At 70.8% G+C, this 21,272-nt stretch carries 20 protein-coding genes and 1 tRNA gene; 14 read left to right on the forward strand and 7 right to left on the reverse strand.

Annotation, left to right across the window (positions count from 1 at the left end; all coding sequences use genetic code 11):
* Nucleotides 1-64: 64 nt before the first annotated feature.
* From paaA to K7C20_RS18830, 6 genes are all read left to right on the forward strand, one after another.
* Nucleotides 65-1,015: a 1,2-phenylacetyl-CoA epoxidase subunit PaaA gene (gene paaA / locus K7C20_RS18805; protein ID WP_053209179.1), complete on the forward strand. Its 951-nt coding sequence runs from the start codon at nucleotides 65-67 to the stop codon at nucleotides 1,013-1,015.
* Nucleotides 1,012-1,350 carry a 1,2-phenylacetyl-CoA epoxidase subunit PaaB gene (gene paaB / locus K7C20_RS18810; RefSeq protein ID WP_048828652.1) on the forward strand — a complete coding sequence of 113 codons (339 nt, stop codon included), beginning with the start codon at nucleotides 1,012-1,014 and terminating at the stop codon, nucleotides 1,348-1,350. Before paaA ends, paaB begins: the two co-directional genes overlap by 4 nt.
* Nucleotides 1,350-2,066, forward strand: a complete 717-nt coding sequence (gene paaC, locus K7C20_RS18815) for a 1,2-phenylacetyl-CoA epoxidase subunit PaaC (protein ID WP_030075638.1) — start codon at nucleotides 1,350-1,352, stop codon at nucleotides 2,064-2,066. Before paaB ends, paaC begins: the two co-directional genes overlap by 1 nt.
* Entirely contained in the window at nucleotides 2,060-2,557 is a 498-nt protein-coding gene (gene paaD, locus K7C20_RS18820) for a 1,2-phenylacetyl-CoA epoxidase subunit PaaD (RefSeq protein ID WP_030075639.1), read from the forward strand. The genes paaC and paaD overlap by 7 nt, the downstream gene beginning before the upstream one ends.
* Nucleotides 2,557-3,600, forward strand: coding sequence for a 2Fe-2S iron-sulfur cluster-binding protein (locus K7C20_RS18825; RefSeq protein WP_030075640.1), 1,044 nt, complete (start codon nucleotides 2,557-2,559; stop codon nucleotides 3,598-3,600). Before paaD ends, K7C20_RS18825 begins: the two co-directional genes overlap by 1 nt.
* 376 nt (nucleotides 3,601-3,976) lie before the next feature.
* Nucleotides 3,977-5,110: an acyl-CoA dehydrogenase family protein gene (locus K7C20_RS18830; RefSeq protein ID WP_053209178.1), complete on the forward strand. Its 1,134-nt coding sequence runs from the start codon at nucleotides 3,977-3,979 to the stop codon at nucleotides 5,108-5,110.
* A 183-nt stretch (nucleotides 5,111-5,293) separates the two neighbouring features.
* Here K7C20_RS18830 and K7C20_RS18835 read toward each other — a convergent pair whose 3' ends face one another.
* From K7C20_RS18835 to K7C20_RS18850, 4 genes are all read right to left on the reverse strand, one after another.
* Nucleotides 5,294-5,638: a rhodanese-like domain-containing protein gene (locus K7C20_RS18835; RefSeq protein WP_030075641.1), complete on the reverse strand. Its 345-nt coding sequence runs from the start codon at nucleotides 5,636-5,638 to the stop codon at nucleotides 5,294-5,296.
* A gap of 10 nt (nucleotides 5,639-5,648) precedes the next feature.
* Nucleotides 5,649-6,713, reverse strand: a complete 1,065-nt coding sequence (locus K7C20_RS18840; RefSeq protein WP_078953164.1) for a J domain-containing protein — start codon at nucleotides 6,711-6,713, stop codon at nucleotides 5,649-5,651.
* Nucleotides 6,714-6,803: 90 nt separating this feature from the next.
* On the reverse strand, nucleotides 6,804-8,243 hold the full coding sequence (locus tag K7C20_RS18845) for a DUF2252 domain-containing protein (protein WP_053209176.1): 1,440 nt from the start codon (nucleotides 8,241-8,243) through the stop codon (nucleotides 6,804-6,806).
* 418 nt (nucleotides 8,244-8,661) lie between these two features.
* On the reverse strand, nucleotides 8,662-10,026 hold the full coding sequence (locus tag K7C20_RS18850; protein ID WP_063781278.1) for a hypothetical protein: 1,365 nt from the start codon (nucleotides 10,024-10,026) through the stop codon (nucleotides 8,662-8,664).
* A 120-nt stretch (nucleotides 10,027-10,146) separates the two neighbouring features.
* Between K7C20_RS18850 and K7C20_RS18855 the strand changes: the two genes are divergently transcribed.
* Entirely contained in the window at nucleotides 10,147-10,581 is a 435-nt protein-coding gene (locus tag K7C20_RS18855; protein ID WP_030075649.1) for a MarR family winged helix-turn-helix transcriptional regulator, read from the forward strand.
* Nucleotides 10,582-10,772: 191 nt separating this feature from the next.
* Here the strand turns inward: K7C20_RS18855 and K7C20_RS18860 are convergent, their stop codons facing one another.
* Nucleotides 10,773-11,135 carry a winged helix-turn-helix transcriptional regulator gene (locus tag K7C20_RS18860; RefSeq protein WP_030993359.1) on the reverse strand — a complete coding sequence of 121 codons (363 nt, stop codon included), beginning with the start codon at nucleotides 11,133-11,135 and terminating at the stop codon, nucleotides 10,773-10,775.
* Between the two features lie 126 nt (nucleotides 11,136-11,261).
* Here K7C20_RS18860 and K7C20_RS18865 point away from each other — a divergent pair, with 126 nt between their 5' ends.
* Entirely contained in the window at nucleotides 11,262-11,912 is a 651-nt protein-coding gene (locus K7C20_RS18865; RefSeq protein ID WP_030075655.1) for an FMN-dependent NADH-azoreductase, read from the forward strand.
* Nucleotides 11,913-12,148: 236 nt separating this feature from the next.
* Here K7C20_RS18865 and K7C20_RS18870 read toward each other — a convergent pair whose 3' ends face one another.
* The gene (locus tag K7C20_RS18870) at nucleotides 12,149-13,384 is read right to left on the reverse strand and encodes an MFS transporter (RefSeq protein ID WP_030075657.1); all 1,236 of its coding nucleotides are present in this window, start codon (nucleotides 13,382-13,384) and stop codon (nucleotides 12,149-12,151) included.
* A gap of 103 nt (nucleotides 13,385-13,487) precedes the next feature.
* On the opposite strand from K7C20_RS18870, the gene K7C20_RS18875 reads away from it, so the two are divergent.
* Nucleotides 13,488-14,459 carry a LysR family transcriptional regulator gene (locus tag K7C20_RS18875; RefSeq protein WP_048828654.1) on the forward strand — a complete coding sequence of 324 codons (972 nt, stop codon included), beginning with the start codon at nucleotides 13,488-13,490 and terminating at the stop codon, nucleotides 14,457-14,459.
* A gap of 131 nt (nucleotides 14,460-14,590) precedes the next feature.
* Here K7C20_RS18875 and K7C20_RS18880 read toward each other — a convergent pair.
* Nucleotides 14,591-14,674, reverse strand: a tRNA-Leu gene (locus K7C20_RS18880).
* A gap of 535 nt (nucleotides 14,675-15,209) precedes the next feature.
* On the opposite strand from K7C20_RS18880, the gene K7C20_RS18885 reads away from it, so the two are divergent.
* From K7C20_RS18885 to K7C20_RS18905, 5 genes are all read left to right on the forward strand, one after another.
* Nucleotides 15,210-16,037, forward strand: coding sequence for an FhaA domain-containing protein (locus tag K7C20_RS18885; RefSeq protein ID WP_030075661.1), 828 nt, complete (start codon nucleotides 15,210-15,212; stop codon nucleotides 16,035-16,037).
* 10 nt (nucleotides 16,038-16,047) lie between these two features.
* Nucleotides 16,048-16,575 (forward strand): FHA domain-containing protein FhaB/FipA, encoded by a 528-nt coding sequence (locus K7C20_RS18890; protein WP_030075663.1) that lies wholly within the window; start codon nucleotides 16,048-16,050, stop codon nucleotides 16,573-16,575.
* Nucleotides 16,576-16,707: 132 nt separating this feature from the next.
* Complete coding sequence (locus tag K7C20_RS18895) at nucleotides 16,708-18,294, forward strand: PP2C family protein-serine/threonine phosphatase (RefSeq protein ID WP_053210246.1); 1,587 nt, start codon at nucleotides 16,708-16,710, stop codon at nucleotides 18,292-18,294.
* A 23-nt stretch (nucleotides 18,295-18,317) separates the two neighbouring features.
* Nucleotides 18,318-19,700, forward strand: coding sequence for an FtsW/RodA/SpoVE family cell cycle protein (locus K7C20_RS18900; RefSeq protein WP_030075665.1), 1,383 nt, complete (start codon nucleotides 18,318-18,320; stop codon nucleotides 19,698-19,700).
* Nucleotides 19,697-21,166, forward strand: a complete 1,470-nt coding sequence (locus K7C20_RS18905) for a peptidoglycan D,D-transpeptidase FtsI family protein (RefSeq protein ID WP_030075667.1) — start codon at nucleotides 19,697-19,699, stop codon at nucleotides 21,164-21,166. Before K7C20_RS18900 ends, K7C20_RS18905 begins: the two co-directional genes overlap by 4 nt.
* Nucleotides 21,167-21,272 lie beyond the last annotated feature (106 nt).

The following is a 21,272-nucleotide window of genomic DNA, read 5'->3' on the forward strand; positions in this document are numbered from 1 at the left end:
CCCGAGGTCCGTCCACTCACCATTGAACCGAACGATCGGTCGGTCGGGAGCGAGGGGGCACCACATGACGACGATCGCGCCGGAAGAGACGGCTCGCGAGGCCGTATTCGACGCCACCGTGGCCGCGGACGAGCGCATCGAGCCGCGGGACTGGATGCCGGACGCCTACCGCTCGACACTCGTGCGGCAGATTGCGCAGCACGCCCACTCCGAGATCATCGGCATGCAGCCGGAGGGCAACTGGATCACCCGGGCGCCGTCCCTGCGCCGCAAGGCGATCCTGATGGCGAAGGTGCAGGACGAAGCCGGTCACGGCCTGTATCTCTACAGCGCCGCCGAGACCCTGGGCACCGGCCGCGACGAGCTGCTCGACAAGCTGCACTCCGGCCGCCAGAAGTACTCCTCGATCTTCAACTACCCGGCCCTGACCTGGGCCGATGTCGGAGCCGTCGGCTGGCTGGTGGACGGCGCGGCGATCACCAACCAAGTCCCGCTGTGCCGGTGTTCGTACGGCCCCTATGCCCGCGCGATGGTCCGCATCTGCAAGGAGGAGTCCTTCCACCAGCGACAGGGCTACGAACTCCTGCTGACCCTCAGCCGCGGCACCGACGCCCAGCACGCCATGGCGCAGGACGCGGTGAACCGCTGGTGGTGGCCGTCGCTGATGATGTTCGGCCCGCCGGACGACGAGTCGTCGCACTCCGCGCAGTCCATGGCCTGGAAGATCAAGCGGCACTCCAACGACGAGCTGCGCCAGCGCTTCGTGGACATCTGCGTTCCCCAGGCCGAGGCCCTCGGACTCACCCTCCCCGACCCGGACCTGACGTGGAACGACGCGCGCGGCCACTGGGACTTCGGCCCGATCGACTGGGCCGAGTTCCGCGAGGTCCTCAAGGGCAACGGCCCCTGCAACGAACAGCGGATCAGCCGCCGACGGCAGGCTCATGAGGAAGGCGCCTGGGTGCGCGAAGCAGCCGCCGCGCACGCGGCCAAGCACGGGAAGGCCAGCCGATGACGACACCACGCCCCGCCGAAGCCCCCGAGGCCGCCGCAGGGACGGCCGCCCGGCCCACCGACTGGCCCCTGTGGGAGGTCTTCGTCCGCAGCCGTCGCGGCCTCTCGCACACCCACGCCGGCAGCCTGCATGCGCCGGACGCCGAGATGGCGCTGCGCAACGCCCGCGACCTCTACACCCGCCGCTCGGAGGGCGTCTCCCTCTGGGTGGTGCCCTCCGCGCAGATCACCGCCTCCTCGCCGGACGAGAAGGACGTCTTCTTCGAGCCGGCCGGCGACAAGCCCTACCGCCACCCGACCTTCTACGAGATCCCGGACGGGGTGCATCACCTTTGATGAACGTCACCGCCATCCCGGCCCTGCCCCTCGGGGACGACGCACTGATCCTCTCCCACCGCCTGGGCGAGTGGGCCGGCCACGCCCCGGTCCTGGAGGAGGAGGTCGCGCTGGCCAATATCGCGCTGGACCTGCTCGGCCAGGCCCGCGTGCTGCTCTCCCTGGCCGGTGATGAGGACGAGCTGGCCTATCTGCGCGAGGAACGGCAGTTCCGCAACCTCCAGCTGGTCGAGCAGCCCAACGGCGACTTCGCCCACACCATCGCCCGCCAGCTCTACTTCTCCACCTACCAGGAGCTGCTGTTCGGCCATCTCGCCGCAACGGAGAGCGAGTTGGCGCCGCTGGCCGGGAAGGCCGTCAAGGAGGTCGCCTACCACCGCGACCACGCCCATCAGTGGACGCTGCGCCTGGGCGACGGCACCGACGAGAGCCATACCCGGATGCAGCGCGCCGTCGACACCCTCTGGCGCTTCACCGGCGAACTCTTCGAGCCGGTGGAAGGTCTGGAGACGGTGCCCTGGCCGGCCCTGCACGACAGCTGGACCGCGCGCGTCACCACCACCCTGGAAGAAGCCACCCTCACGGTCCCCGAAGGCCCCCGGCACGGCGCCTGGACGGCCGGCGCGGGCCGCCAGGGCCTGCACACCGAGTCGTTCGGACGACTGCTCGCCGAGATGCAGCACCTCCACCGCAGCCACCCGGGGGCGACATGGTGACCACCACCGCCCTCGAAGAGGAACTGCTGGCGCTGGCCGGCTCCGTTCCGGACCCTGAGCTGCCGGTGCTCACCCTCGCCGAGCTGGGCGTGCTGCGCGGGGTGCAGCTCACGGCCCCCGGCCGGGTCGAGGTGCGGCTCACCCCCACCTACACCGGCTGCCCGGCCATCGAGGCGATGTCGGCCGACATCGAGCAGGTGCTGCACGACCACGGCATACCCGAGGTCGAGGTCCGTACGGTCCTCAGCCCGCCCTGGACCACGGACGCGATCACCGCCGAAGGCCGCCGCAAGCTGGCCGAATTCGGGATCGCACCCCCACGCCCCACGGGACCGGCCGGCGGACCGGTCGCCGTCGACCTCACCATCCGCTGCCCGCAGTGCGGATCGACCGACACCACCCTGCTGAGCCGGTTCTCCTCCACGGCATGCAAGGCACTGCGACGTTGCGAGTCCTGCCGCGAACCCTTCGACCACTTCAAGGAGTTGTGATGTTCCACCCGCTCCAGGTCCGGGAGATCGAGCGGCTCACGGACGACGCGGTGGCCGTCACCTTCGCGGTCCCGCCCGAGCTTCGCACGACCTTCCGGCACACCCCCGGACAGCACATCGCGCTGCGCAGATCGGTCGACGGCCAGGAGATCCGCCGCACGTACTCCATCTGCACCCCGGCCACCGACCAGCCCGTATTGCGCGTGGGCATCCGCCTCGTCGAGGACGGCGCCTTCTCGACCTACGCGCTCAAGGAGCTGGCTGTCGGCGACACGGTGGAGGTCATGGCCCCGGCCGGCCGGTTCACCCTCGAACCACGCTCCGGCCATTTCGTCGGCATCGTCGGCGGCAGCGGCATCACTCCCGTGCTGTCCATCGCCTCCACCCTGCTCGACCGGCAGCCGGACGCCCACTTCTGTCTCATCCGCAGCGACCGCACGGCGGCTTCGACGATGTTCCTGGAGGAGGTGGCCGACCTGAAGGACCGCTATCCCCAGCGCTTCCAGCTCATCCACGCCCTCTCCCGCGAGGAACAACAGGCCGGCCTGCCCTCCGGCCGGCTGGACGAGGCCCGGCTCCGCTCCCTCCTGCCCGCGCTGCTGAAGATCGACTCCATCGACGGCTGGTACCTCTGCGGCCCCTACGGCCTGGTCCAGGGCGCCGAACGCGCCCTGCGCGCGCTCAACGTGCCCCGCACCCGCATCCACGAGGAAATCTTCCACGTCGACAGCGGCGCCCCGACCGCCCCCGCCGTCTCCGCCCCCGCGCACAGCACCGTGACCGCCACGCTCGACGGCCGCTCCGGCAGCTGGCCGGTCCACGACAGCGAGTCGCTGCTCGAAGCGGTCCTGCGCAACCGCGCAGACGCCCCGTACGCCTGCAAGGGCGGCGTCTGCGGCACCTGCCGCGCCTTCCTGGTCTCGGGCGAGATCCGCATGGACCGCAACTTCGCCCTGGAAGCCGAAGAGGTCGACGCGGGGTACGTCCTGGCCTGCCAGTCCCACCCGGTCACGGAAAAGGTCGAGCTGGACTTCGACCGATAGCACCGATCCGGCCGGGCGCGCGGCCCGACGAGCCGGCCGGGCGGCACCACCCCAGTAGCCATCCTGTCGCCCCCGTCGCCCCCGGTGGCCGCCCAGTCGCCGCACGGCCTCCTGCGCCGGGACCGGGCCCGCAGACGGCCCGCTGCTGGTCGCTGCACCGGACGAACCGGCAGTGGACGCCGAGCCGGCCCAACAGCTGCGACCGCAGCCGAGCCGTGCCCGTGCCCGCCGCGCTCCATCCGTCCCTGCCCCAGCAACTCACCGCGAACTCCTCCCATTCCTTCCCCCCTCCGCCGTTGCGGCCATTCCCAATTCCTGGAACCTGTTCTACCTTGACGCATCGTCAGTTCGAGGCGCCGCGTGGGAGGACAGAGCAATGGACTTCACCTTCACCGAGGAGCAGCAGGCCGCCGTCGAAGCGGCGAGGGCCGTCTTCTCGGGGGTCGCTCCGGACAGCGTGCCCAGCCCGGCGCTCGCCCCCGGTGCGGTCGCCGACGACTTCGACCGCGCGCTGTGGCGCAAGCTCGCCGACGCCGATCTGCTGAGCCTGCCGATCGCACCCGAGTACGGCGGCGCGGGTCTGGACCCGATCGCGCTCTGCCTCGTGCTCCGCGAGTCGGCCAAGGTGCTGGCGCGGGTACCGCTGCTGGAGTCAGGCGCCGCCGCGCTCACCCTCCAGCGTTACGCGGCCGACGAGCTGCGTGCGCAAGCGCTCCCCCGGATTGCCGCCGGGGACCTCGTCGTGACCGTCGCCGCCGGCGGCCGCACGGGGCACGAGCCGGCCGAACTCGCCGTGGATGCCCGCCAAGAGGGTGCCGACTGGATCCTCGACGGCGCACAGACGGCCGTCCCCTGGGCCCAGGCCGCGGACCGGATCCTGCTCCCCGCCCACACCCCCGAAGGACACGCCGTACTCGCGCTCGTCCCCCGCACCGACCCCGGCGTCACGCTCGACGAGCAGATATCCACCAGCGGAGAGCGCCATGCCGAGGTCCGGCTGGAGTCCGTCCGCATCAGCGCCCAGGAAACGATCACCGACCCAGCCGCCTGGGAGTCGCTGCGCCATGTTCTGACCACCGGCACCTGCGCACTCGCGCTGGGCCTCGGCGAGCGCGTCCTCGCCATGACCAGCGACTACACCAGCAAGCGCGAACAGTTCGGGTTCCCGGTGGCCACTTTCCAGGCCGTCGCGGTCCAGGCCGCCGACCGCTTCATCGACCTGCGCGCCATGGAGGCCACGCTCTGGCAGGCCGCCTGGCGCATCACCACGGACGCCGCCGGCCCGCTACCGCCCGCCGGCGATGTCGCGGTCGCCAAGATCTGGGCCGCCGAGGGCGTACGCCGCGTCGTCCAGACCGCCCAGCATCTTCATGGCGGCTTCGGCGCCGACACCGATTACTCGCTGCACCGCTATCACGCCTGGGCCAAACAGCTGGAGCTCTCCCTCGGCCCCGCCGCCGCCCACGAGGAGGCACTCGGAGACCTGCTCGCGGCACATCCGCTGGGCTGAGGCGAGGGGGGCAAGCAGGCGGAGGGCACAGCGGGTGTCCGCTTCACCAAAGAACCCGCCATCAGGCCGCCCGGCCATCCACTCACGAGCTCCCGGCTCCCGGGCTCACCAGCTCCCGTACTCGCGGACTCCCAGACTCCCGGACTCACGAGCTCCCCGGCTCCCGGACTCGCGGGTCCTGGACTAGACGACCGCCCCGGAGCCGCCCTTGCCATCCGATACGGGGCGGCCGGCGGCCTCCCAGGCCTGCATGCCGCCCGCGACGTTCACCGCGTCGACGCCCTGCTGGATCAGATACTGCGCCACCTGCGCCGAGCGCCCACCGACCCGGCACAGCACGTACACCTTGCCGTCCTCGGGAGCCGCCTCGGTCAACTCACCGTAGCGGGCGACGAATTCGCTCATCGGGATGTGCAGCGCGCCCTCGGCGTGCCCCGCCTCCCATTCATCGTCCTCACGCACATCCAGGAGGAAGTCCTCCGACGTGAGAGCGTCGACACCGACCGTGGGCACAGAACCGAATTGCATGGATCCGACGCTACCCGACCAGCTGCGCCAGGTACGTCTCGCGTTCCGCGACATCGGCGAGCAGCTTCTCGGCGATCTCGTCGAGGAGCGCGTCCGGATCCTCCGGCGCCATCTTGATCATCGCGCCGATCGCGCTCTCCTCCAGCTCGTAGGCCATGGCAGCCAGCAACTCCTTGCGCTCGGCCAGCCACTCCAGCCGGGCGTAGAGCTCCTCGCTCGCACTGAGCTGCTCCTCGGCCGGCGCAGGACCGGTCTCCCACTCCTGGGCCAGCGCCCGCAGCACCGCCACGTCACCCTGGCCGTACGCCGCGTTGACCCGCGCGATGAACTCGTCGCGCCGCACCCGCTCCGCATCGTCCCGCGCCAGGTCCGGATGGGCCTTGCGCACCAGGTCGCGGTAGACCTTGCGGGCCTCCTCGCTGGGCCGCACCTTCTGCGGCGGCCGCACCGACTGCTCGGTGAGCATCGCCTGTGCCTCCGGGAACAGCCCGTCCGAGCCCATCCAGCCGTGGAACAGCTCCTCGACCTCCGGCATCGGAAGCACCGACGCACGCGCCTCCTGCGCCTTGCGGAGGTCCTCGGGAGCGCCCGTACGTGCCGCCACCGCTTCCGCGATCTGTGCGTCGAGCTCGTCCAGCCGCGCGTACATGGGGCCGAGCCGCTGGTGGTGCAGGCGGGAGAAGTTCTCCACCTCCACCCGGAAGGTCTCCACCGCGATCTCGAACTCGATCAGGGCTTGCTCCGCGGCCAGGACCGCCTTCGCCAGCCGCCGGGTCGCCTCGTCCTGAGCCGCCTGCTCACCCGGCGCGGGGCCCGGCTCGGCGCCCGGCTCAGCGCCCGGCTCGGTGTTCGCCCCGGCCTCAGCGGTGGGCGTATCGCCCTGAGTCCCTTGGCCGGCGCCCACCCCCTCAGGGCCCACCGCCTGGTCGTCCGAGCCGCCGCCGTGCCCGAGCCCGGAGCCCTGACCGCCGCCGCGGGCGTCCGGTGCCTGCGGGTCGGCCGGGGCGTCCGGGGTGCCCGGCACGTCCGGTCGGTGCTGACCGTCCTGCGTGTTCTCCGCGTGCGAGTTCGTCACCCGGTCAGCGTACGGCCCACGCCGGGCCGGGCCCTCCACGGCATTCGATCGTTTCCTGCCGGCGTGGCGGCCCGGCCGCGCGCCTCCCCCTCACACCCCCGTCTCCGCCGCGATCCGCCCGTTCTTCACCGCTGTGGCCAGCTCCGCATGGTCCGCTTCCGTGCGGTCCGCGTAGGCGACCGCGAATTGCGCGAGCGCCTCGTCCAGCTCCTCGTTCTTGCCGCAGTAACCGGCCAGAAGGCGCGGGTCGGCGCTGTGCGCATGGGCGCGGGCCAGGAGAGCGCCGGTCATGCGGGCATAGTCGTCCATCTGGTCGCCGGAGAGCTGCGCCGGGTCCACGCTGCCCTTGCGGTTTCTGAACTGGCGGACCTGGAAGTGCAGGCCCTCCCGCCGGCCGTTCGCCACGGCCGCGCCGCCGCCCAGCGACGCCGCGTCCTGCACCGTCGTCCAGCCCAGCAGAATGTCGCTGACCACCTGCATCCGGCGCTGCCCGAGCACCACCCGGCGGCCCTCGTGCACCACCGGCGGCACCGGGAAGCCCGCCCTCTCCACGAAGGACGTCAGCATCGAGGAACGCGCCTCCTTCACCTGGAGGACAACCGGCTCGCCCCGGTGGTCCAGCAGCAGCACCACATACGACCGCAGGCCCACGCTGCCCGTGCCGACCACCCGGAAGGCCACGTCGTGCACCGCGTGCCGAGCCAGCAGGGGCAGCCGGTCCTCGGGGAGCGTCTCCAGATAGCCGGTCAGGGACGCGGCGACGGCTGCGGCCTCCGCGTCCGGCACCCGGCGCAGCACGGGCGGAGCGTCCACGAACCGGCGGCCGCCGTCCTCCGTCCGCTCCGTCGCCTTCGCCGCGAACCGCGCGCTGGTGTTCTTGCGCGCCTTGTCCGCGACCAGCTCCAGCGTCCCCACGAGATCCTTGGCGTCGGCATGCGAGACCAGCGCCTCGTCGGCGATCGCGTTCCACGCCTCGGTCACCGGCATCTTGGCCAGCAGCCGCATCGTGCGCCGATACGCGCCCGCCACGTCCTGCGCCGCCCTGCGACAGTCGTCCTCTCCGGCGCCCGCCTCCCGGCCCGCCAGCACCATCGACGTCGCCAGCCGCTTCACGTCCCACTCCCACGGCCCGTACAGGGTCTCGTCGAAGTCGTTGAGATCGATGACGAGCTGGCCGCGGGCGTCGCCGTAGAGTCCGAAGTTGGCGGCGTGGGCATCGCCGCAGATCTGGGCTCCGATGCCGGTCACGGGGCCTGCCGTGAGGTCATACGCCATCAGGCCCGCGGAACCGCGGAGGAAGGCGAAGGGGCTCGCGGCCATCCGGCCGACCCGTATCGGCGTCAGCTCGGGCAGCCGGCCGGCATTGGACTCCTCGACCGCCGCGACCGCATCCGGCCGCCCGGCCGCGATCGACAGTGCGGCCTGCTCGGCCCGCGGAACACGCTCCCGCAGCGCCCGCCCGGCGGCCTTGGGCGACGCCCCCTCCGCCTCCGCCTTCGCAAACCCCGGTACGTACGGCACACGCGGCATAGCGGGCCACCTCCCCCTTCACGACCTGCGTTCTTGTGTCCCTGTCCGCTGCATTCACCAGCCGCCGACCGATCCCGGCCCGCCGACGAGCAATGACGTTACCGAGAGCCCGCCACATCCCGCAGAGCCTGTGGATAACTCTTCGGACCCCAGCCCTCGACCTCTCCGAACCCGAATACGCCTGGGTTCCCGGGTCGCGGTACACGGGATCGCCGAGCGCTCAGAACGCACAGAGCCCTCCGCGCCCTCCGCCCCCTCAGCATCCCCTCAGCATCCCCTCAGCCTCCCAGAACCGCCGAGCCCCTCCCGACACGCGGAGGACAGGGCCAGGAGGGGCTCAGCGACACAAAGAGGCACAACACGACACGCAGCGAGGCGTCGGAGGCACTACGCCGGGCACGGCCCCCCGAACCACCCGCTAAACGCCCACGACCTCCTCCATCTCCATCTCCATCTCCATCGCCACATCCGCCTCCGACTCCGCCTCCGCAGCCTCATTCACGTCCGCAGCCCCCTCACGCGTTTCCGTCCCCGCTCCCCCTGCGGTCCGCGCCGACCGCACCGTCCGGCTCCCCCGCTTCGCCGTCGGCTCCGGCACCGTCGCCGCCACCGCGGCCGCCGCCACGGCCGCGGCATTGGCCGCCGCCTCCGCCTCCGCGGTACGCCGTCGCTTCTCGGCCAGCGCCGCCACACCGACCATCAGCAGGCCGGCGACCAGCCACCACACCAGCGTCCAGACGTGCCCCGACAGGCCGTAGTTGTCGAAGTAGACATGGCTGCGGGTGCCCTCCACGAAGCCCGCGCCGTTCCAGAAGGAGTGCAGCGACGCAAAGAATCCGTTCTGCATCTCGGGGCGGAAGATCCCGCCGGAGGAGGTGAAGTTGAGCATCACGAAGAGGGCCATCACACCGAGCGTGGTCCAGCGCTTGAGGAAGGTATGGAGACCGGTGCCGATCAGCAGAATGCCGGCGGAGTAGAGCCAGGCCATGGCCCACAGGCCCCTGAGGCCGTGGTCGACGAGGTGGAAGACCGGACCGGCGAACGCCGTCCCGATGAGGCTGACGACGAAGGACGTGCCGATCGCCAGCCCCGCCCGCAACCGGACCGGCAGGACGGCCCCCGCACCGCCGATCACCGCGACCGAGGCGTAGGAGCCGATGCTGATCGCGACCAACAGGAAGAAGATGCCCTGACCGGTCGGGTCGTCCTCGGCGGTCGGTGCCACGTCCGTGACCTTCAGCGGGGCGCCCTGGCGCGCCGCGATCGGGGTGAAGACCTTCTGTACGACGGAGGCGCTGGTGTCGGAACCCGCGGTCGCCACCAGCAGTTCGGGGACCGCCTTCGACGGGGCCGCCGCCGCCTTCGACGAGCCCGCGGCCGCCCCCTCGGCACCGGCTCCACCGACCGAAGCCTTCGCCGCCCCCGTCGTCACACCCTTCGCAGGCATCACATACGCACCGAAGATGTCCTGGTGCTTGAGCCGGTCGACCGCCGCCGACCGGTCGCCGACGGTCCGGACCTCCAGGTCACCGCCCGCCTTGTCGTTGATCGACTGGGCGAGCAGCTGTGCGCTGTGGCCCGATCCGACGACCGCGACGGGCAGTTGGTGCGGCGCGGGGTGCGCAAAGGCGCCCAGGTACGCCAGGCCCATCCCGATGCACATCAGCAGCGGGGTGATCAGGTGCGTCAGGACGTGACGCAGCCCGGCGGAGTGGAGGGAACGCGCGGAACGGTGGCCGCCGTGCTGCTCACTCCGGTGGTCGGGACGTCGGACCGTACTCATGGGGCAGGCCTTCTCAACTCGTCGGCTCAGCTGTCGCCACCAGTGACCGGGACCACTAGTTGGCTAATACAACTCTCAATCCACGTTGTACTATACAACTACCTCTACGAAAGGCAACCCGTGGCCCACCGCGACGACTCCGTCGAGACCATCCAGCAGGAGATGACCGCGTTTGCCCGCCGGGCTCGCGCGGCCGCCGCCCGGATGCACCCCGAGCTGTCACTGGTCTCCTACACCCTGCTGGCGCACCTCGATGACCAGCGAGGATGCCGCGCCACGGACCTCGCAGCGCACTACTTCCTGGACAAGTCCACGGTCAGCCGGCAGATCGCCGCGCTGGAGAAGCTCGGCTTCGTCGAGCGCCGCGTCGACCCGGAGGACCACCGCGTCCAGGTACTGCACCCCACCGAGAAGGGCGCCCAGGTACTCGCCAACGTCACCGCCAGCCGCCGCCAGGCGTTCCACGAGCGGCTAGCCGACTGGGACGAGGACGACCTCGACCGCTTCGCCACGTATCTGCTGCGCTACAACGCCGCCCAGGAACGGCTGGGCTAACGGCTGGGCTAGGGAAACCGCCAACGCTGCGGCGAGAAACAGCCACGGAAGCGGCCGCTGAAGCAGCCACGGAAGCAGCCACGGGAGGGCCCGCCGCCCCGCTCACGGAACCACCACCGCAGCGACCACCGCAGCGACCACCGAAGCAGCCACCGACGCCCCCGCACCGGCCCCCGCTTCGCCCCGGCCCCCTACTTCCGGAACTGCTCCGGACACTGCCCGCCGTCGGCAAGGTAGGTCTCCGCCCAGCGCGCCAGCTCCTTGAGCGCGGGCTCCATCGCCAGACCGGCCTCCGTCAGCCGGTAGGAGACACGCAGCGGCGGGCCCGGATCCACCTCGCGCACGAGCAGGCCGGTCCCCGCCAGCTCCATGAGCCGGTCGGAGAGCATGCGCTCACTGATCCCCGGGATGGCCCGCCGCAGATCGGCGAAGTGCACCGGGGCCGGCATCAGGGTGGCGACGATCAGCCCCGTCCAGCGCTTCCCGAACAGTTCGAAGACCCGCGTCATGCCGCCGTCGACCTGCCTGCACGTCGCCTCGCCATGGTCCGCCATACAGCCAGGATACCGCCCTGACGTTGGCTACTGTAGAAAAGTAAGCCCCTGTGTTATTAATAGGGACGTACGGAATTCAACCAGTGGTCGCGCACCGCCCGGCCGCGTACCGAAGGACCGATCCCCATGGCCACGCTTCTGCTCATCGACTCCTCCCTCTTCCCTGAGGGCGGCTCCGCCTCCCGCTCGGTCACCGCGGCCTTCCGCAAGGCCTGGGAGGAGCAGCACCCCGACGGCACCGTGATCCACCGCGACCTGGCCGCCGAACCGCTGCCGCACCTCGACGGCGTCGGCGCCTCCGCCGGCTTCTCCGACCCGGCCGGCCACACCCCCGAGCAGCAGGCCGCCTTCGCGCTGCGCGTGAAGCTGGCCGAGGAGCTGGAGCAGGCCGACGCCGTCGTCATAGGCGCGCCGATGTACAACTTCACGATCCCCTCCACGCTCAAGGCGTGGCTCGACCAGGTGATCATCATGGGGCGCACGGCAGGCGAGAAGCCGTCCGCCAAGGGCACCCCGGTCACCGTCGTCGCCAGCCGCGGCGGTTCGTACGCGCCGGGCACGCCCCGTGAGTCGTTCGAGTACGTGCAGAACTACCTGGAGGCCGTGCTCAACGGCGGGCTGGGACTCGAGGTCGACTTCATCGTCCCCGAGCTGACCATGGCCCCCAGCAACCCGGCGATGGCCGAGCTGGTCCCGCTGTTCGAGGCCTCCCGCGACAAGGCCCACGAGGACGCGGCGGCCAAGGCCAAGGCCCTCGTCGAGCGTCTCGCCGCCTGAGGCAGCCCCCAGCGGTCCGCGGGCGCTCCAGCGCGGCCAAGACCGCCCGGCAGCGCCACCGAGCCGGTGGGTGCGGTCACACACCGCGAGCCCGCACCCACCCGCACGCGCCCGCCCCGGGCCACCGCGGGCCACATGGTCCGCCCAACGCGCCAACGCACACCCCCGGGCCCGCGCCCGTTCCACCCCGCACCCCACGCCACGGCACGGCACGGCACCCCACCCCACACCGCAGATCAGGGCCTCTCCCGCACCGGCCCTCTCCCCACCCCCACCGTCACCAACGCCCCCACCGCGAGCGCACCGCCCAGCCACATCACGCCGACCACGCCCCAGCCGTCCGCGGCCCGCCCGCCGGCCAGCGCACCCAGGGCGATGGCCCCGTTGAACACCGCCACGAACAGGGCGGACGCCGCCTCCCTCGCGGCCGGCGCGGCCGCCATCAACCAGCTCTGGGTGCCGACCGAGACGCCCCCGTAGGCCAGCCCCCATACGGCGACCAGGGCCGCCGCGCCCGGCATCCCCGCACCACGCCCCAGCAGCGGCAGCATCAACACCGCTCCCGCGAGCACCCCGCAGATCACCAGCAACGCCGCCCGCGGCGAGCGCGCCGCCCCGGCACCGGCCGCGAAGTTCCCGGCCAGGCCCGCGACGCCGAAGGCCAGCAGCAGCGTGCTGATCTGCCCCGCCCCCGCGCCGGCCACCTCCTCGAGCACCGGCCGCACATACGTGTACGCCGCGAAGTGCCCCGTGACCAGGAACGTCACCAGCAGGAGCCCGGTCCGTACAGGCGCGTCGCCCAGCAGTCCCAACACTCCCTTCAGCCGCACCACGGTGGCCTCCGGCAGCGGCGGCAGCAGTACGGCCAGCGCGATGGCCACCGCCCCGCAGACCGCGGCCATCGCCACGAACGATGTGCGCCAGCCGCCCAGTTCGCCCACGAGGGCACTGGCCGGCACCCCCAGCACCGAGGCCGCAGCGACCCCGCTGAAGACCAGCGAGGTCGCCGCCGCCACCCTCCGCGCGGGCACCAGCCGCACCGCCAGCCCCGCCGCGATCGCCCACACCCCGCCCATCCCCAGCCCCACCAGCACCCGCGCCGCCAGCAGCACCCCGACATTCGGCGCATACGCCGCGAGGAGATTCGCCACCGCCAGCGCGCCCGTCAGAGCGGCCAGCACCACCCGCCGGTCCCGCCTCCCCACCAGCAGCGTCACCAACGGCGCCGCCACCGCGGCGACCAGCCCGGTGACCGTCAGCGTCAGCCCCGCCGTCCCGTCCGAGACCCGCAGTTCCCGGCCGATCGGCGTCAACAGCCCGACCGGCAGCATCTCCGACGTCACCACCGTGAACGTCGCGGCCGCCAGTGCCCCCACCGCCGGCCAGCCACCGCCCGTCCTCCGCCCCGACTCCCCTGCGCGCGCCGCCGCTTCGGCCGTCCGTGCCGCCGTGCCACCCTCGATGTCCGTCATGCCCCCAGCCAACGCCCGCGCCCCCGGGGGAACAACGGCCAACTCCTCACCCTTCTATGAGCAGGACTCATCGATCCACCGCCGACGCCCTCGAAGGAAGCCCATGAGCGGCCCGCCCGCCACGACCGCCGGCCACCGCGCCCCCGGCCTCGAACTCCGCGAGCTGGAGTGCTTTCTCGTGCTCTCCGAGGAGCTGCATTTCGGCCGTACCGGTGAGCGTCTGTACGTCTCACAGAGCCGTGTCAGCCAGCTCCTGCGCGCCCTCGAATCCCGGATCGGCGCCCGGCTCGTGGACCGCACCAGCCGCCGCGTCCGCCTCACCCCGCTCGGTGAGCAGTTCCGTACCTCCCTGCGCCCCGCCTACGAGGCACTGCGCGCCACGGTGGACAGCGCCCGCAGCGCCGCCCGCGGCATCGAAGGCCGCCTGACGATCGGCTTCCAGGGCACCGCGGACGACCGGATCATGCAGGCCCTCGACCTCTTCCACCGCCGTCACCCGGGCTGCGCCACGGAGATCGTCGAGATCCCGCTCTGCGACCCCTTCGGCGCGCTGCGCAGCGGAGCGGTCGATGTCGCGGTCACGCTGCTGCCGGTGGCCGAGCCCGATCTCACCCTCGGCCCGGTCTTCTCCGCCCAGCAGCAGACCCTCGCCGTCTCCGTACGGCACCCGCTGGCGTCCCGCGCGGAGATCGACGCCGAGGAGCTCGCCGCCGTCGCGCTGATCTCCCCGGCCCTTCCCGCGCCCGCCTACTGGCGCACGGCCCATGCCCCGGCCACCACCCCCCGGGGCCGCCCGATACCCGCCGGCCCCGGCGTCAGCACCCTTCAGGAGGGCCTGACCCTCGCCGCGGCCGGCCGCGGCGGCATGCTGCTGTGCCGCCCCACCGCCGACTACCACGGCCGCCGCGACCTCGCCTTCGTCCCCGTCACCGGCCTGCCGGATTCGGTCCTGGGCCTGGCCCACCACACCGCGCGGGAGACGGCCCGGGTGCATGCCTTCCGTACGGCCGTGACGGAGGCCGCGGAGGCGGTCGGCACCGCGGCGCGGGCAGCAGAGGGCGCGCATGTGACGTAGACCTCAAGCGGTCCCGCCGAGCGGGCCGTCGGGCACGGACGCCCCGCGCCCGTGACATACACAACAGCGTGACGAACACAACGAAAGACCCCCGGTCTCCGGATTTCTCCGGAGACCGGGGGTCTCATCTGTGCGCGAGGGGGGAGTTGAACCCCCACGCCCTTTCGGGCACTGGAACCTGAATCCAGCGCGTCTGCCTATTCCGCCACCCGCGCATGGGTGCTGCCGGTTGATTCTCTCACGTGATCCGGGCTGTTCCGTCCGGGTCTTGTGCGAGCGCCTGCCGACATCCAGAACATTAGCACGCTGACGGGGGTGCCTTCACACGCCTTTTCGCCGGTCCCCGCCCCGCGGCACCCCCGGGCGGTACCCCTCCGTGCCTCGGTCATTCGCCGAGCACTGCCCAAAGGGTTCACACTCGCGGTAGCCGCAACAGGAGCAGGGCCGCCCGGCCCGCCTCCGTGCCGGCCGCCCGGGTCCGGCACCACGCGACGCCCGGCTCCGGCCCCCGCCCGGCGGGAGAGGTCGGCGGTTGCGGGACACTGTCTGCGGGGCACATCTACGATCGCAGTGCACAAGCAGTGGGCAAGGAGCAAGCAAGCACCGGGCAACCCTGTGAGGGGCGACACTCGTCCTCAAGGCGGGAAAGGGGAACCAGCCGATTTCCCTACGCGTGGATACGATCAGTAAGCAGTATCAGGACGACTCGATCAGGACGACCCCGTCGAAGACTGAGGAAGGAGGTGCCCCGTGGGAGTACTGAAGCGTTTCGAGCAGCGTCTCGAAGGTCTCGTCAACGGCACCTTCGCCAAGGTGTTCAAGTCCGAGGTGCAGCCCGTTGAGATCGCCGGCGCGCTACAGCGCGAGTGCGACAACAACGCCACCATCTGGAACCGCGACCGCACGGTCGTCCCCAACGACTTCATCGTCGAGCTGAGCACGCCCGACTACGAGCGGCTCAGCCCCTACAGCGGGCAGCTCGGTGACGAGCTCTCGAGCATGGTCCGCGACTACGCGAAGCAGCAGCGCTACACCTTCATGGGCTCCATCAAGGTCCATCTGGAGAAGGCCGACGATCTCGACACCGGCCTGTACCGCGTCCGCAGCCGCACGCTCGCTTCCAGCTCGTCCCAGGACGCCCCGGCGGCGGCCGACCGGAGCGCCGCGGCGCCCCGTGGCAGCCGTCCCGGCGGCGGCCACGTGAGCCCGCCCCCCATGCCTTCGTCCCCGCCTCCCGGCGGCGCGCAGCCCGTACCCCGTACGGCACCGCCCGGTGCAGGACCGCAGCCCGCCGCGCAGACCAGGCGCTGGATCGAGATCAACGGCACCCGCCACCAGATCTCGCGCCCGACGCTCGTGCTGGGCCGCAGCACCGAAGCTGACGTACGGATCGACGACCCGGGTGTCTCCCGGCGTCATTGTGAGATCCGGGTCGGAACGCCCCCCACGATCCAGGATCTGGGTTCCACGAACGGCATCGTGGTAGACGGGCAGCACACCACTCGCGCTACTCTCCGCGACGGCTCGCGGATTGTCGTGGGCAGTACCACCATCGTTTACCGGCAAGCCGAAGGGTGAAGCGGGGGCAATGTCAGAGCTGACCCTCACGGTCATGCGGTTGGGTTTCCTCGCCGTACTGTGGCTGTTCGTCATCGTGGCCGTTCAGGTCATCCGCAGCGATCTGTTCGGCACGCGCGTCACACAGCGCGGTGCCGCCCGGCGCGGCGGGCAAGAAGCGCGTCCGCAGCGTCAGGCTGCGCCACCGCAGCAACAACAGCGCCGCCAGGAAGGCGGCCGCGGCAACAATCGTCAGCGGCGCGGAGCACCCACCAAGCTGGTGGTCTCCGAGGGCTCGCTGACCGGCACCACCGTCGCCCTCCAGGGCCAGACCATCTCTCTGGGCCGTGCGCACGACTCCACGATCGTGCTGGACGATGACTACGCGTCCAGCAGGCATGCCAGGATCTACCCGGACCGTGACGGCCAGTGGATCGTCGAGGATCTCGGTTCCACCAACGGCACGTATCTGGACCGGACCCGGCTGACGACCCCGACACCGATTCCGCTGGGAGCCCCGATCCGCATCGGCAAGACCGTCATCGAGCTGCGGAAGTAGTACGACAATGAGCGAGCGGAGCGAGCGAGCCGCGACGGTCCACTCGGCGGACCCGGGCGTGCTCCCGACCGGAGGGTGGGCAGTGTGGCTCGACGAGACCGGCTGTACCCCGAGCCGACGGGTGAGGTGCACATGAGCTTGTCACTGCGCTTCGCCGCCGGATCGCACAAGGGCATGATCCGCGAGGGCAACGAAGACTCCGGCTATGCCGGACCACGACTGCTCGCCATCGCCGACGGCATGGGCGGCCAGGCCGCCGGTGAGGTCGCCTCCTCCGAGGTGATCTCCACGCTCGTCCAGCTCGACGACGACGTCCCCGGCTCCGACCTCCTCACCTCGCTGGGCACGGCCGTCACGCGCGCCAATGACCAGCTGCGGGTGATGGTCGAGGAAGACCCCCAGCTGGAGGGCATGGGCACGACCCTGACCGCCCTGCTGTGGACCGGGCAGCGGCTCGGCCTCGTCCACGTCGGCGACTCGCGTGCGTACCTGCTGCGCGACGGCGTGCTGACGCAGATCACCCAGGACCACACGTGGGTGCAGCGGCTGGTCGACGAGGGCCGGATCACCGAAGAGGAAGCCACCACCCATCCGCAGCGGTCGCTGCTGATGCGGGCGCTGGGCAGCGGCGATCATGTCGAGCCCGATCTGTCGATCCGCGAGGTGCGGGCCGGCGACCGGTATCTGATCTGCTCGGACGGACTGTCCGGGGTCGTCAGCCACCAGACGCTGGAAGAGACCCTCGCCAGCTACCACGGGCCGCACGAGACGGTGCAGGAGCTGATCCAGCTCGCCCTGCGCGGTGGCGGACCCGACAACATCACCTGCATCGTCGCCGACGTCCTGGACGTGGACGGCAACGAGACGATGGCGGGCCAGCTCAACGACACCCCGGTCATCGTCGGCGCCGTCGCGGAGAACCAGCACCAGCTCAGCGACCCGAGCACGCTGCAGACTCCCGCCGCGCGGGCCGCCGAACTCGGCCGGGCGGGCGGGCAGCCGTCCGGGCCCGGTGGCGCCTTCGGGCCGCCCGGCAGCGGTGACCAGGACATCGTCGGGCCGCCGCAGGGTTCGTTCGGCGCGTTCATCGACGAGGACTTCGTCAAGCCCCGTCGGCGCGGAAGGTGGATCAAGCGGTCGCTGTTCCTCGCGCTGGCGCTGGCCGTCGTCGGCGGCGGGTGCTACGCGGGCTACAACTGGACGCAGACCCAGTACTTCGTCGGTGCCAAGGACAACCACATCGCGCTCTACCGGGGCATCAGCCAGGACCTCGCGTGGATAAAGCTCAACGACGTGGACGAGGATCACCCCGAGATCGAACTCAAGTACCTGCCGCCGTACCAGCGCAACCAGGTCAAGGAGACGATCGCGGTCGACAGCCGCACGCAGGCGGGCGAAAAAGTCACCGAGTTGAGTAAACAGGCCAATGCCTGCCGTACTAAGGAGCAGCGGGAGGCCGCCGAGCGCGAAGCGGCGCGCCACCCGGGCAAGGGACAGGCGGGTACGCCGGCCAAGCCCGGTTCGCCGTCCAAGCCCGGTTCGCCGTCCGGTTCGCCGAGCGCCAGGCCCGGTTCCAGCAGCAAGGCGGGCAACGACAGCGGCACCGGCGCGGCCGGTCCGCTGGCGGCGACCGTGACTCCGAAACCCACACCGACCACCAGCCAGGCCCCCTCCGAGGAGCAGCAGAAGCTGGAAAGAAATTGCAGCACCCAGCAGTGAGGGCGTAGGGGGCCGTAGATCTTATGAGCAGCACCACCAACACCACCACCATTGGCACCATCGGAGCCCCGAGCCGCCGCAACACCGAACTGGCGATGCTCATCTTCGCGGTGCTGATCCCGGTGTTCGCGTACGTCAACGTCGGTCTGGCGAAGGACGGTTCGGTTCCGGCCGGCGTACTGGGCTACAGCCTGGGCCTCGGCCTGCTGGCCGGCGTCGCGCATCTCGTCGTCCGCAAGTGGGCGCCGTACGCCGACCCGCTGATGCTGCCCATCGGCACCCTGCTCAACGGTCTGGGTCTGATCTTCATCTGGCGGCTGGACCAGGAGCCCTCGCTCGGCAAGGCGATGGCGCCCAACCAGTTGATGTGGTCGACCCTCGGCGTCGCCTTCTTCCTCGCCATCCTGATCTTCCTCAAGGACCACCGCGTCCTCCAGCGCTACACCTACATCTCGATGGTGGTCGCGCTGGTGCTGCTGGTCGCGCCGGTGTTCTTCCCCGGTGTGAACGGCGCAAAGATCTGGATCACGATCCCGGGTCTCGGCTCGCTGCAGCCCGGTGAGTTCGCGAAGATCATCATCGCGATCTTCTTCGCCGGCTATCTGATGGTGAAGCGGGACGCGCTGGCGCTGGCCAGCCGCCGCTTCATGGGGCTCTACCTCCCGCGCGGCCGTGACCTCGGTCCGATCCTCGTCATCTGGGCGCTGAGCCTGATGATCCTGGTCTTCGAGACCGACCTGGGTACCTCGCTGCTGTTCTTCGGCCTGTTCGTCGTGATGCTGTACGTCGCGACCGAGCGGACCAGCTGGATCGTGTTCGGTCTGCTGCTCAGCGCCGGCGGCGCGGTCGCGGTGGCGACGTTCGAGTCGCACGTCCAGACGCGTGTCCACAACTGGCTCAACCCGCTGGAGCTGCTCAACGGCGGTGTCACCGAAACCGCCCAGGCGATGTACTCCTTCGGCTCCGGCGGCATCCTCGGCTCCGGTCTGGGACAGGGCTACTCCCGGCTCATCCTCGGCATCGCGCCGAAGAGCGACTACATTCTCGCCACGGTGGGCGAGGAGGTCGGGCTCGCCGGGCTGATGGCGATCCTGCTGCTGTACGGCCTGCTGATCGAGCGCGGTATCCGTACGGCGCTGGCCGCCCGCGACCCGTTCGGCAAGCTGCTGGCGATCGGCCTGTCCGGCGCCTTCGCGCTGCAGGTCTTCGTCGTCGCCGGTGGTGTGACGGGCCTGATCCCGCTGACGGGCATGACGATGCCGTTCCTCGCCCAGGGTGGCTCGTCCGTGATCGCCAACTGGGCACTGGTCGCCATCCTGCTCCGGATCAGCGACACCGCGCGCCGCCCGGCGCCGGCTCCTGCCCCGTCCACCGACGCCGAGATGACCCAGGTGGTCCGCCCGTGAACAAGCCCCTGCGCCGGGTCGCGATCTTCTGCGGCCTGCTCGTCCTCGCTCTGCTGGTCCGCGTCAACTGGGTGCAGTTCGTCCAGGGTGACGCGCTCAAGAACGACCCGCACAACCGCCGGGTCGCCATCGAGCGCTACAGCACACCGCGCGGCAACATCATCGTGGACGGCAAGGCCATCACCGGCTCCACGACCACCGACAGCGGCGACTTCAAGTACAAGCGCACGTACAAGAGCGGCAAGATGTGGGCGCCGGTCACCGGCTACGCCTCGCAGGCCTTCGACGCCAACCAGCTCGAGAAGCTCAACGACGGCATCCTCAGCGGCACCGACGACAGGCTCTTCTTCAGCCGCACGGTCGACATGTTCACCGGCAGCAAGCAGAAGGGCGGCAACGTGGTGACCACCCTCGACGCCAAGGCCCAGAAGGCCGCCTTCGAGGGCCTCGGCACGCAGAAGGGCGCGGTCGCCGCGATCAACCCGGAGACCGGCGCGATCCTGGCCCTGGCCAGCACCCCGTCGTACGACCCGTCCACCTTCGCCGGGATGAGCAACAAAGACGCCGAGGCGTACAGCGCACTGCAGAAGAAGGCCGACCCCGACGAGCCGATGCTCAACCGGGCGCTGCGCCAGACCTACCCGCCCGGCTCCACGTTCAAGGTCGTCACGGCCTCGGCTGCGCTGGAGAACGGGCTCTACGACGACGTCGACTCCAAGACCCAGTCGCCGCTGCCCTACACGCTCCCCGACACCTCGGGTATCGAGCTGAAGAACGAGGGCAACATCCCCTGCGAGAACGCCACCCTGCGTGAGGCGCTGCGGGTGTCCTGCAACACGGTGTTCGGCAAGATCAGCGCGGACCTCGGCAACAAGAAGATGAAGGCCGAGGCGGAGAAGTTCGGCTTCAACGACCCGGGGATCAACACTCCGGTCCGCGCCTCGGAGAGCATCTTCCCCAAGGACAACCGGCCGCAGAACGCGATGGCGGGCATCGGCCAGGCCTCCAACCGCGCCACGCCGCTGCAGATGGCCATGGTCGCCTCGGCGGTCGCCAACGGCGGCAAGCTAATGAAGCCGTACATGGTCGACAAGCTGGTGGCGCCGAACCTCAATGTCGTGCAGCAGCACACGCCGCAGGAGATGAACCGCCCGCTCAGCCCGGAGAACGCCCAGAAGGTCCAGAGCATCATGGAGACCGTGGTCAAGGAGGGCACGGGAACCAACGCCCAGATCCCCGGCGTCACCGTCGGCGGCAAGACCGGTACCGCGCAGCACGGCGAGAACAACAAGGACAACCCGTACGCCTGGTTCATCTCCTACGCGAAGACCGACAAGGGCACCCCCGTCGCGGTCGCCGTCGTCATTGAGGGATCCGACACGCTTCGCGACGACATCGCCGGCGGAAGGCTTGCCGCTCCGGTCGCAAAGCGCGTCATGCAGGCGGTACTCGAAGGCGAGAAGTGACTCGGGCCATGCCAATACCGGTCACGTATCAGGTTGCGGCTCCGGCCCGGCCCGGTACGGCGTGCCGGGTACGGTATGCCCGGACAGCACACCGCCGGACCACACA

The organism is Streptomyces decoyicus (assembly GCF_019880305.1).
GTDB lineage: Bacteria > Actinomycetota > Actinomycetes > Streptomycetales > Streptomycetaceae > Streptomyces > Streptomyces decoyicus.